The following is an 11,119-nucleotide window of genomic DNA, read 5'->3' on the forward strand; positions in this document are numbered from 1 at the left end:
TCCACCCACCCACTTAGGGTTTGCGGCAAAAAGTACGGGCGAAGCATTCGGATAGAAAATCTACGGTGTCACCGATAGGTTATTGCCCGAATGCTTCGCCCCTACAGGAGGCGGGCCGATGAAGACGCAAGGTTTTGAAGCATGATTCTCTCAAAATCTTGCACCTGTTTCGCTCGTAAAGCCACAAAACCCTTACCTTGCCTACATTTCACATTTATTCAGCAAACCCTAATTAAGCAGCCGATGATAACTCTTGATCGCTTAAAATCGAGATTATTTCCTAACTTTTAACTGCCGACATCTGCCGCATTTCTAAATATACTAATAAAGCGTTAATATCAGCAGGATTGACTCCGCCAATTCGCGAGGCTTGACCGATAGTGGCGGGTTTAATTTTTGTTAATTTTTCCCGCGATTCCATTGACAAAGTTTCGATTTTCATGTAGTCAATATCGGGGGATAAATGACGGTTACTGTGGCGACTAATTTGGTCGATTTGATTTTGTTGTCGCTTCAAATAACCAGAATATTTAATCTCAATTTCTACCCCTTCTCTTTCGGCTAAATTTAAATCGGGATTACCTAAACCATAACGATCAAGATCGAGATAATGCAAGCTAGGACGACGCAGTAAATCCGCTAAAGAGAGAGAACCTTTGATTTTTTGTTCTGTATCCTTAACGATGGCGATTGCTACTTCATCCCGTTCTTTAATTCTGGTTTCGTGTAGGCGTTCTTTTTCGGCGATAATATTAGTCTGTTTAGTTTGGAATAATTGCCAACGCCGGTCATCAATTAAACCAATTTCTCGCCCTAAAGGTGTTAATCTTTGATCGGCATTATCCGATCGCAATACTAAGCGATATTCGGAACGACTGGTTAACATTCGATAGGGTTCCCGCAGATCCTTGGTACACAAATCATCGACCAAAGTTCCTAGATAACTTTCCTCCCGGGGAAAAACAATTAACTCTTTTCCTAAAGCAAACCGCGCCGCATTAATCCCCGCCACCAGTCCCTGGGCTGCCGCTTCTTCATAACCGGTTGTCCCGTTAATTTGTCCCGCACAAAATAATCCCTCAATCTTCTTCGTCATCAGGGTTGGATAACACTGAGTTGCCGGTAAATAATCGTATTCCACTGCATAGGCAGCACGCAACATCACACAGTTTTCTAAACCGGGTAAAGTCCGCAGCATTGCTAATTGAACATTTTCCGGCAGTCCCGTTGAAAAGCCTTGGATATAAAGTTCGGGAATATCGCGCCCTTCCGGTTCGATAAAAATTTGATGACTTTCTTTATCGGCAAAACGGACGATTTTATCCTCAATACTAGGACAATAACGCGGCCCTTTGGAGTCAATAAAACCGCCATAAATGGGGGATAAATGTAAATTATCTCTGATTAATTGATGAGTTGCCGCCGTGGTGCGGGTGAGATGACAGTTCATTTGTTCCCGTTCGATCCAGACATCGGGATCAAAACTAAACCAACGTACCTCGTCATCGGGCGGTTGCGGTTCCATGCGGGAGTAATCCACCGAACGCTTATCCACACGGGCAGGAGTGCCAGTTTTTAGACGACCAGTCTCGAATCCGAGACGATTTAGGGTTTCTGTTAAACCCACCGCCGCAAATTCGCCCGCGCGTCCGGCGGCCATAGACTTGCCGCCGATCCAGATTTTGCCGCCTAAAAAAGTGCCAGTGGTTAAAATGACGGCTTTAGCGGCGAAACAAGTGCCGAAATAGGTTTCTACCCCTAAAACTTGCTCATTTGCCCCTAAAATCAGGTCTGTGGCCATGCTTTCCCGAATAACCAGATTTGCCTGGGTTTCGACGATACCTTTCATCACCGCCGCGTATTCCCGTTTATCGGTTTGGGCGCGTAGGGCCCAGACTGCCGGCCCGCGAGAGGCATTAAGAACCCGTTTTTGCAGATAGGTGCGGTCGGCCATTTTGCCAATTTCGCCGCCTAAAGCGTCCACTTCGTGGGTTAATTGGGATTTAGCTGGACCACCGACGGCGGGGTTACAGGGTTGCCAAGCGATTTTATCGAGATTAAGGGTGAGGAGAAGGGTACGACAACCGAGACGGGCGCAAGCTAGGGCCGCTTCACAGCCGGAATGGCCCGCCCCGACGACGATGACATCAAATTCGTCTTGAAAGTCTGCGGCTGAGGAGAAAGTCATACTCGATCGAGGGGAAAATTAATTAATCAGGCTAATATTCTAGCAATTTTTCTGAGTTTTCCTCTCAATATAATACAAGAATACTAACTAAGTCATTGACTAACACCAAAGCGATCGCATAAATCTAAAAACAATCTGTATAATCCCTATTTACCCTTGCCTTTTCAGGGCATTACTGGCTAAGTATTATAGGTGCTTATCATATCTTCACGATCGTTTAAAGATTATAATCATGGATTTACTTGCCAATCCCGTTGCTTTGTCGCGGATACAATTCGCCGTCACCGCTATTTTCCATATGCTTTGGCCGGTGTTAACCACTGGTATGGGCATTTATCTAGTCATTGTCGAAGGATTATGGCTAAAAACCCGCAATCCTGACTACTATCATCACGCTCGCTTCTGGTCAAAACTTTACATTCTCAATTTCGGCATTGGAGTTGCTTCTGGTTTACCGATGGCTTTTCAGTTTGGCATGAATTGGGCGCCTTTTTCGGAAGCGGTGGGGGACTTTTTCGGAACTATCCTCGGTTTCGAGGGAACCATGGCCTTTATGCTAGAGGCTAGTTTTCTAGGAATTATGTTGTTTGGTTGGGGACGAGTTCCCCCGTTAATTCACTTCCTAGCGACAATTCTCGTCGCTTTTGGGGCTAATCTTTCCACTTTCTGGATTTTAACCGCTAATTCTTGGCTGCAAACCCCCGCCGGTGGCATTTTCGTGGATGGTAAATTTATCGTTCAGGATTACCTACAAGCGATTCTCAATCCCTTCATGGTTAATAGTTTCCTGCATATGTTTTTCGCTACTCTGGAAACTTCTCTTTTCGTCATTGGTGGTATTAGTGCTTGGTATTTGCTCAATAAACGTCACATTAGCTTTTTTAGTCGTTCTCTCAAAATTGTTCTTACTCTAGCGATTGTTATCGCTCCCTTGCAAATTTTTGTCGGTCATCTTAGTGCCGAACAAGTGTATCACTATCAACCGGCTAAATTAGCCGCCATGGAAGCGCAATGGGAAACCATTCCTGCGGGAGAAACTGCCGGTTGGAGTTTGGTTGCTTTACCCAAGGATAAAGCGGAGACAAATAGCTGGGAAGTGAAGATTCCTAATGCTTTGGGTTATCTTTTGGAATTAAAACCCAAGTTATCGGAACCTGTTCTCGGCTTAAAAACGTGGAAATACGAAGACAGACCGCACATGGTGGGGCTAATCTATTATTCCTTCCGGATTATGGTCGCTATCGGTCTTTTTCTTGCTTCTTTAATGGCTGTAACTGTCGGGCAATGGCTGCGCGGTCAACTGAGTAACGAAAAAATCGACAGTCAAAAATGGTTACTGCGCGCTTGGGTTTTTGCAGCCCCTCTGGGTTATCTTGCGGTTGAAACCGGTTGGATTGTCCGTTGTGTCGGTCGTCAACCCTGGACAGTTTACAATCAAATCCGGACAGTGGATGCTGCTTCTAAACTGCCCGCAGGCGAGATTTTAACCTCTTTAATCGGAATTACGGCGATTTATGTCGTTTTCTTGGTTTCTGCTCTCTATTTTGGCAGTCTTATTATCCGTCAGGGACCCAATCTTAACTTACCACTGCCGGGGACTCAAGAGGAAAAAGTGACCTCACCCGAACTAAATCCTCGTTCCCTAGAAGCGCAACAATAGGAGGAACTATGGAACCGTTACAGTATTTTTTGCCACAAATTTGGTTTTTTATTCTGGGTTTATTCCTGTTTCTCTACGTCCTTCTCGATGGTTTTGACTTGGGGGTGGGAATTCTTTCCCTGACTTCCTCCTCCGAGAAGCGTCGCAGTATTTTAATGACCAGTTTGGGCAATGTTTGGGATGCTAACGAAACTTGGATTGTTTTGATGGGTGGTTCCCTGTTTGGGGCGTTTCCCCTAGCTTACGGGACAATTTTAAACGCTTTATACCTGCCGGCAGTGATTATGGTGGTGGGGCTGTTATTTCGGGCTGTTTCCTTCGAGTTTCGTGAACATTCTCGTCGCAAGTTGTTCTGGAATTATGCCTTCGGACTCGGCAGTTTTTTGGCCGCTTTGGGGCAAGGATTCGCCCTCGGTGCGGTTTTTGAGGGCATTAAAGTGGATGAATTGGGTCATTTTGCCGGCGGCCCCTTTGATTGGTTAACATGGCGATCGATTCTAGTTTCTTTAACTTTAATCCAAGCTTATGTTTTAGTGGGTTCCACTTACCTAATTCTGAAAACTACGGGTAATTTACAGGAAGTTCACTATAAAACGGCAAAAATTGCCGCTATTACCACTTTTATCGGTGCTGTCTTTATCACCATCAGTACGCCGCTGCTTTCTGACCATATCCGTCAGCGTTTATTTGACCCTCGACTAATTTACATCTTTATCCTCATCCCGATTCTAGCTGTGGTCTTACTGGGTTTATTACTGCGGAGTTTGCAACTACAGGAAGAAAACACCCCCATGGTCTGGACAGTATTGCTGTTTATGCTCTCTTTTATCGGTTTGGGATTGTTGATTTTCCCCGATATTATTCCCCCGTCAGTGACAATTTATCAAGCGGCGGCCGCCCCTAGTTCTTTGGTGTTTATGCTGACTTTTGTGGGTTTTTTAATCCCAATTTTACTAGCTTATACAGTTTATAATTACATCGTTTTTCGGGGTAAAATTACTGCTGAATCCTACGGAGAATAGATGGCGTTGCCGATTTCAGATATGAATCTTCTTTGGTGGTATTTTTAAGGGGAAACTCTCTACCGCTGATGCTAAACTGAATTTATTCTAGGAGGTCTTTGGGTGTAATTAACTCGTAACGCTCGAAGGGTTGATGAATCCAAGGATTATCGGGGTAATATTCCACATAATAGTCAGGTTTGATTCTTGATGCCGCTTTGTACCAGATCACCGCAGTTTTGATATTGGTAATCCCGTATTTTTCCTGCAATAAAATCGAGGTTTTTTGGAGAGTGATTCCCGAATCGACTAAATCATCCACTAATAACAAGGGACTCTTTAATTTGGCTTCGATCATAGCTAAATTCGAGGAAATAGTTAATTCTCCCCGAATTTGATGATTTTGCCCCCCGTAGGAAGCAGCGTAGAGAATGGCTAGGGGTTGACGAAAAAGACGACAGAGAATGTCACCGACGCGCAATCCTCCCTTAGCTAAACAGACAATCTGAGCAAATTGCCAACCAGAATGATCGATTTTTACTGCTAATTTTTCGATCAGACGATGGTATTCATCCCAAGAAACATAGACATCGGCCATATTTTCCATTCCCGATTCAGAATTACTTATTTTCGGCAGGTCGATCACTACTCCAGGCCCACCAAACTCGATCGCATTGACAATGATAGAATTCCTGCCATTTACGTCGAGAATCTTCTCCTAAAACGGGAGCGCGGCGATTGATCCAAACGGACTGAGCTTCTTTAGCTTTGGCCCCACAGTAAGGACAACAAAAATTGTAGGCGTGAACAGCATTCTCTGTCCAGTCAGGGGGAAAGGGACTAAAAGCATCCATAATCTCTAAAATATAAGAGTAATAACTAGAAAAACTGGGTCAATAGACAATCTCCTTGTTTACTTTATCACTAAAAAAATATGGCTAGAGGGGATCAAATATACGCCTATCGGGAATTGCTCAATCTTCAGGGTGTTTATGCCCATCATGGCATCGATTGCGGTGATGGTAGCGTCATTCATTACCGAAAACCGAGCGAGATTGTTGAACGAACTTCCCTAGAAACCTTTGCTAGGGGTGGTAAAATCTATGTGGTGCGCCATGTAGAGGTGGGATTTTCCTTTATCCCCGATGTGGTGGTAGAAAGGGCGCTAAGTCGTCTGGGGGAGCAGAAATATAATCTTCTTTTTAACAACTGCGAACATTTTGCCACTTGGTGTAAGACCGGTATTAGCAAAAGTCAACAGATAGAAGAATTTATCCCGATTATTACCCATTTACAAGCGGTGGGACTCTACGAACCTCTGAAAAAATCCCTCATCGGAGCCGACCCCAACAATGCCCAAACTCTGTTAAAAGGGGCTTTAAGCAATCTTAAGGTCAGTTGGGATGAAATTCAACCCCAGTACAAAAAAGCCCTTCAAGAAGCAGAAACATGGAATCGAGTAGCGATCGAAGCTTTAAGCAGAAATCGCGATGATTTAGCCCGGGAAGCCCTGAAACGCAAGGTAGAAGCCAAAAAACAGGCAAAACGCCATCAGGAACAATTGGATCAACTAGCGGCCATGACCGAAAATGTTCTTAAAAGTCTGGTGATTGCTAACGGTTAGTCTGGATGTCAGTAAACTGTTCAGTATCTAACCCTCTGCCAATTGCCTCGGTTGATTCCCATCCAAATCAGGTAATTTTAGTTGCTCGCCATGGAAATCTGGATTATTTTACGTTTTTCAATCGCCGCTGCCATTATTGCTCTAGTTTGCTGGTCTTTAGCCAGTGCCGTGCGCGATAGTTGGCAAGTTGCCCGACGGATGCACTCCATCCCTTGCTCCCACTGCCGCTACTTTACCAACGATTATCGCCTCAAATGTAGTGTACAACCCAGGAGCGCCAACACCGAACAAGCGATCGACTGCAGCGATTATTTTCCTGATGCCTAGTCTGCCATAATACCGAAAAGCTTTTCGAGATGGTGCGAAATTTGCTAGTCTAGGCTAAATAGGTCTGAAATAGTATAGAAACGTGGATACAATTATTGGTCGGGGCAAAACAGCCCGTAGAGCTTACGGTATCGATGAAATCGCACTTGTACCCGGAGTGCGAACCCTCGATCCTAGTTTAGCCGATACCCGTTGGTCTCTCGGCAATATCGAGCGGGAAATCCCGATTATCGCCAGCGCTATGGATGGGGTGGTGGATACTAAAATGGCCGTCCTCCTCTCCGAGTTGGGGGCGCTAGGGGTACTAAACCTCGAAGGTATTCAAACTCGTTATGAGGATCCTAACCCGATTCTCGATCGCATTACTGCGGTCGGCAAATCAGAATTCGTCGGTTTAATGCAGGAACTCTACGCAGAACCGATTAAACCGCAACTAATCGAGCTTCGTATCCAAGAAATTCAAGAAAAAGGCGGTATTGCGGCAGTTAGCCTCACCCCTGCCGGTGCCGTCAAATACGGTGCTATCGTCGCCCAAGCAGCGGCCGATATTCTCTTTGTCCAAGCAACGGTTGTTTCCACTGCCCATTTATCCCCGGAAGCTATCACCCCCCTCGATTTAGTGCAACTGTGCCAAGAAATGCCCATTCCCGTGGTTTTGGGCAACTGCGTCACCTACGAAGTCGCCCTTAACCTGATGAAAACTGGGGCAGCCGGGGTTTTAGTCGGTATCGGTCCGGGGGCCGCCTGTACTTCTCGCGGCGTTTTAGGGGTGGGAGTTCCCCAAGCCACTGCTGTGGCCGATTGTGCCGCCGCTAGGGACGATTTTTTCCGAGAAACCGGTAAATACGTCCCCGTTATTGCCGATGGCGGCATTATTACCGGCGGTGATATCTGCAAATGTATCGCCTGTGGTGCTGACGCGGTGATGATTGGTTCTCCCATTGCCCGGTCATTGGAAGCCCCCGGCCGCGGTTTTCACTGGGGTATGGCCACACCTAGTCCGGTTCTACCCCGGGGAACCCGAATTAGTGTGGGCAGTACCGGAACTATTGCCGAAATCCTCGTTGGACCGGCAAAATTAGATGATGGTACTCATAACCTCTTGGGGGCGCTGAAAACCAGTATGGGAACTTTGGGTGCTAAGAACTTAAAGGAAATGCAACAGGTGGAAGTGGTGATTGCCCCCTCGCTGCTGACGGAGGGTAAAGTCTATCAAAAGGCCCAGCAGTTAGGTATGGGTAAATAAAAGTTATCAGTGAACAGTGATCGGTTATCTGCTTCTCGGGGCAGTTTTTGATTTGTGCCGGAGATGGATTTTCTTCTTGGGATGACTATCCCCTTCAGGTTCGGTTCTACCGACTCCCACTATCTCAAAAAACTGTTAAATTGGAAGAACCAAAAGGATAGTTTATAAAAAAATTGAGTTAAGGAGATCAAAAGTGTATAGAGAAAACGATCGCCCTGACAATTTATTCGGTACCGATAGTGAATTTTCCGAGAGTTTGTGGCAGTATGTCCAGACCTTAAGTCCAGAAACAATCGCCCAACTCTCGAAACCGGAGTCCCAAGAGGTTTTCCAAGTGATGGAACGCAACATTATCGGACTTTTGGGCAACCTTCCTTCGGAACATTTCGGGGTCACTATCAGTACCAGTCGCGAACATCTGGGCCGGTTATTGGCCTCAGCAATGATGAGTGGTTACTTTCTCCGCAATGCCGAACAGAGAATGAATTTTGAAAAATCTCTCGCTAGTCTCCAGAGTGGTTCTAGCGATGTTTAAGGTTTAGCGGTAGTTAGTTTGAAAGGGAAAAAGAAGCAATCAGATTTTAGTTACAAGATAACTTTGATCTGGTTAATAACTGATAACTGATAACTGATAACTGATTAAAGACAGTTTTGCTGCCAGAGTAGTTCTTTTTCGATTCCCTGTTTTTCTCCGGGGGGGACAGTCCTTTCCCGCATGATATAAAGTTGCAGGGATTTAATTTGTTGATCCCTACCGTGCTGCTGATTCCAGTTTTGACAGAGATACTGACCAAACTCTCCATAAACTGACCGACCGATAGCTCGATTAAGATTAATAAAATATACCCGCCACTGCATGGTTTTATACAAACGATTGCGATCGCTATCCGTGGGTTTATCCCAAATTACTGGCTGTCCTTCTCTAAATATATCTACCGTGGAACCATCGGCTAATTTACTGACCGCCACAAACCAAGCATCATCCCGGGGCGGACTAGGGGAGAAAATAGTCCAATATTGGTCTAAACGAGTTATTCTTGCCAGAATATCAATTGTATTAAAAGTACGACGGGTGAGCAAGCGATCGAGGGATTGAATTAAAGGTGTATTTAAATCGCCTCTAATGGCCGATTGCCGGACAAAACTGCGTAAATTCCAGATACTGGTCAACAAGAAGAAGAAAATTACCAACATATTTAAAGGTAAAGAGGATTTAATCGTCAGGGGACGAAACTTGAGAGGTTTGGTGAAATTGCCCATAAAACGACGATGGGAGGCAATCCACTCATAAATTCTCGTTCCCAGGGACATGAGGGGCGGTAAACGCAAAATTGGTGCTAAAAACCAGAAAATCGGCGAAAGACTGACAATATAAACCAATGCTGACCATTTAAACCGACGTTTTCCCTGCCAATCTTCCACTACCCAAGAATTTTGGGCTACCATATCCTCGTATATTGAGGGGTTATCCTGAGCGACTAACAGGGGAGTGCCGGGTAAAATGAGAAAAGTGCGGAGAAGATGAACAACTTTCTTGCAAAATCCACAATCTCGATCATAATTAATCCTTAAACCTTCTCTTTCTGGGTTTATTATCCGTTTTTGTCCCCAATCCCAGACTAAGCTAGGGATGATCGGCAACCAATAGGTAACACTCAAGAAAGGGAAAACCCCTAAATGTAGAATCAGTGCAAAAACCGTATGCAAGAAAATAAAGGAAACTACGGCGATTATTTTAAATAAACTATTGCGAAAGGGAACAAACATCAATAGCGGACCGAACCATTCAAAGCCTAGGGCTGAAATTGTCAGGAATTTGAGGAATTGCTGCGGTAAAGTCAGTAAAAAACTCCCCAAAGCGGTAGCGTATTGATCGTAACTAAGAGAGTAATAAACGGCTGTACCGTCGGGCCACCAAGTCTCACTTTTGAGTTTAAAGACCACTGACCACATATAGATGTAACACACCTGTATCATAAAAGCCACCGTGGCAGCCGAAACCACACGCTTGGGTAGGGGGTTGGGATTGGTGTTTAAGGCACTTTCCACGGAATAACAGGCACCGAGGGGTAAAAACATCGCCCAGAATAATACTGCCCGGATTACGTCATCGGCGGCAAATAGTAACAGGGGGTTGCGATGATGTAAAGAGACGATTAGCACCCAAGTGGCGATCGTGGCTAAACGGGTATGATAGCCAATTAAAAGCAATAATGCGATCGCTATAGCGACAATAAACAGGATACTCTGCACCAGCACCGAGTCACTGAGAGCAAAAATAGACCAGTAAAAAGGACTGGCAGAGACTTTCGATAAGCTTTCTAGGGGTAAAACCCCTAATTCACTGTAATGGGCAGTTACTTGGCTAAAACGAACCGATAAATCCACTAAAACCACTAACGCCAAGGCAATGCGAAATAAAGCCAGCGATCGCAGGTCAAACCCGAAAATCTCTGCCAGTCTTTGTCTAAATGATTTTGTCATTATCGCCATAGGATGATGATTCCCTCCACTTCTTCAATAAACCTACTTTATAGCAAGTAAAAAGGCCAAAGGCAAAAGAAAGCTGTCAGTATTCTCCGAGTCAGTATTCTCCGAGTCAGGACTCATCGTTCGCTCAATTTTTCGGGAGTGAAGGAGTAAAATCGGTTGAAAGACTTGCCCCGTAAAGATTAGAGCGAAACCAGCGACTTCACTAGACCCCTTGCCTAATTTTTTTATTGTATAATAGAGGGTTTGGCTTTTTTCTCAATTTTTAGATGGAAGTGGAAAAAAGAATAAAATGTGATCTTAGGTCAGGAAATCATACTAAATCCGTTGAGTATAGGCTACTTATGAGGATAGGCACTCATGCAAAAGCAGGAATAGATAATCAGTCTTTAATAACGGGATTTAGTATCATCTATACTTTTGCTATGTTTATTAGCAAAAATATGGATTATCAAAACTTATCAGATGAACAATTCAAACGCCGTTTCGGTGTGTATAAACAAACATATAGAAAGATGGTAGAATCAGTAAAAAGTGTTGAAGCCGACTCTAATTCACCATCTAAAAGGGGACCGAAACCTAA

At 44.7% G+C, this 11,119-nt stretch carries 10 protein-coding genes and 1 pseudogene; 7 read left to right on the forward strand and 4 right to left on the reverse strand.

The window, feature by feature from the left end:
• Positions 1-280 precede the first annotated feature (280 nt).
• Complete coding sequence (mnmG, locus tag IM500_RS10000; protein WP_287738233.1) at positions 281-2,188, reverse strand: tRNA uridine-5-carboxymethylaminomethyl(34) synthesis enzyme MnmG; 1,908 nt, start codon at positions 2,186-2,188, stop codon at positions 281-283.
• Positions 2,189-2,420: 232 nt separating this feature from the next.
• Here mnmG and IM500_RS10005 point away from each other — a divergent pair, with 232 nt between their 5' ends.
• Positions 2,421-3,848 (forward strand): cytochrome ubiquinol oxidase subunit I, encoded by a 1,428-nt coding sequence (locus IM500_RS10005; RefSeq protein WP_287738234.1) that lies wholly within the window; start codon positions 2,421-2,423, stop codon positions 3,846-3,848.
• Between the two features lie 8 nt (positions 3,849-3,856).
• Positions 3,857-4,870, forward strand: a complete 1,014-nt coding sequence (gene cydB / locus IM500_RS10010) for a cytochrome d ubiquinol oxidase subunit II (protein WP_287662238.1) — start codon at positions 3,857-3,859, stop codon at positions 4,868-4,870.
• 82 nt (positions 4,871-4,952) lie between these two features.
• Here the strand turns inward: cydB and IM500_RS10015 are convergent, their stop codons facing one another.
• Both IM500_RS10015 and IM500_RS10020 read right to left on the reverse strand, forming a co-directional pair.
• On the reverse strand, positions 4,953-5,447 hold the full coding sequence (locus IM500_RS10015; RefSeq protein ID WP_039899628.1) for a phosphoribosyltransferase: 495 nt from the start codon (positions 5,445-5,447) through the stop codon (positions 4,953-4,955).
• Between the two features lie 22 nt (positions 5,448-5,469).
• Entirely contained in the window at positions 5,470-5,703 is a 234-nt protein-coding gene (locus IM500_RS10020; RefSeq protein WP_002735880.1) for a hypothetical protein, read from the reverse strand.
• An 80-nt stretch (positions 5,704-5,783) separates the two neighbouring features.
• On the opposite strand from IM500_RS10020, the gene IM500_RS10025 reads away from it, so the two are divergent.
• The 4 genes from IM500_RS10025 (at position 5,784) to IM500_RS10040 (ending at position 8,581) form a co-directional block, all read left to right on the forward strand.
• Positions 5,784-6,473: a lecithin retinol acyltransferase family protein gene (locus IM500_RS10025; RefSeq protein WP_287738235.1), complete on the forward strand. Its 690-nt coding sequence runs from the start codon at positions 5,784-5,786 to the stop codon at positions 6,471-6,473.
• 90 nt (positions 6,474-6,563) lie between these two features.
• Complete coding sequence (locus IM500_RS10030) at positions 6,564-6,800, forward strand: hypothetical protein (protein ID WP_287738236.1); 237 nt, start codon at positions 6,564-6,566, stop codon at positions 6,798-6,800.
• 82 nt (positions 6,801-6,882) lie between these two features.
• Positions 6,883-8,046 (forward strand): GuaB3 family IMP dehydrogenase-related protein, encoded by a 1,164-nt coding sequence (locus IM500_RS10035; protein ID WP_287738238.1) that lies wholly within the window; start codon positions 6,883-6,885, stop codon positions 8,044-8,046.
• A gap of 193 nt (positions 8,047-8,239) precedes the next feature.
• The gene (locus IM500_RS10040; RefSeq protein WP_190723666.1) at positions 8,240-8,581 is read left to right on the forward strand and encodes a DUF760 domain-containing protein; all 342 of its coding nucleotides are present in this window, start codon (positions 8,240-8,242) and stop codon (positions 8,579-8,581) included.
• Positions 8,582-8,685: 104 nt separating this feature from the next.
• On the opposite strand, the gene IM500_RS10045 is transcribed toward IM500_RS10040, so the two are convergent.
• A complete protein-coding gene (locus tag IM500_RS10045) occupies positions 8,686-10,539 on the reverse strand; it encodes a hypothetical protein (RefSeq protein ID WP_190723667.1) in 1,854 nt (617 codons plus the stop codon).
• A gap of 341 nt (positions 10,540-10,880) precedes the next feature.
• On the opposite strand from IM500_RS10045, the pseudogene IM500_RS10050 reads away from it, so the two are divergent.
• Positions 10,881-11,119 (forward strand): annotated as a pseudogene (locus IM500_RS10050) (hypothetical protein); the annotation flags it as partial.

Source organism: Microcystis sp. M179S2 (genome assembly GCF_020245805.1).
Lineage (GTDB): Bacteria > Cyanobacteriota > Cyanobacteriia > Cyanobacteriales > Microcystaceae > Microcystis > Microcystis aeruginosa.

Bases quoted from the DNA above. Each gene is read 5' to 3' on its own strand.
- mnmG (WP_287738233.1), bottom strand. From the start codon at position 2,188: ATGACTTTCTCCTCAGCCGCAGACTTTCAAGACGAATTTGATGTCATC.
- IM500_RS10005 (WP_287738234.1), top strand. From the start codon at position 2,421: ATGGATTTACTTGCCAATCCCGTTGCTTTGTCGCGGATACAATTCGCC.
- cydB (WP_287662238.1), top strand. From the start codon at position 3,857: ATGGAACCGTTACAGTATTTTTTGCCACAAATTTGGTTTTTTATTCTG.
- IM500_RS10015 (WP_039899628.1), bottom strand. From the start codon at position 5,447: ATGGCCGATGTCTATGTTTCTTGGGATGAATACCATCGTCTGATCGAA.
- IM500_RS10020 (WP_002735880.1), bottom strand. From the start codon at position 5,703: ATGGATGCTTTTAGTCCCTTTCCCCCTGACTGGACAGAGAATGCTGTT.
- IM500_RS10025 (WP_287738235.1), top strand. From the start codon at position 5,784: ATGGCTAGAGGGGATCAAATATACGCCTATCGGGAATTGCTCAATCTT.
- IM500_RS10030 (WP_287738236.1), top strand. From the start codon at position 6,564: ATGGAAATCTGGATTATTTTACGTTTTTCAATCGCCGCTGCCATTATT.
- IM500_RS10045 (WP_190723667.1), bottom strand. From the start codon at position 10,539: ATGGCGATAATGACAAAATCATTTAGACAAAGACTGGCAGAGATTTTC.